We start from the raw sequence: 287 nt of genomic DNA, 5'->3' as shown, positions 1-287 counted from the left end.
AGTATTTTCGTCGATAGTTTAATGAGCTTGCTGGGCAGCGCTTCTTCTATAAAGACATTTCGCCAGATTTTAGACTTTAAATACAGTGACTGGGGATTGGTTGCTTGCCCATAGATTTTAAAGCCTTGGCCAGCGATAGAGCGTGCAGCGTTATACCCTGTTATTGTGTCTGCACCATTAATGAGTACTGTGCCTGCATATAGATTGGGTGATTTCATAAAGTCAAACCATCGCTCTGTTCATCTAACCAACTTTGAAACATCAGTATGCTCCACAGTTGCAGAGAG

Annotated in this window: 1 protein-coding gene; it reads right to left on the bottom strand. The window is 42.2% G+C overall.

The features are described from left to right. A partial coding sequence (locus tag A3762_RS06200; protein WP_156493292.1) for a hypothetical protein occupies window positions 1–218 on the bottom strand: 218 nt, incomplete at its 3' end. Window positions 219–287 lie beyond the last annotated feature (69 nt).

This window comes from Oleiphilus sp. HI0125 (assembly GCF_001635355.1).
The sequence above is the reverse complement of the archived record's forward strand: the minus strand, read 5'-3'. Positions and strand labels throughout refer to the sequence as shown.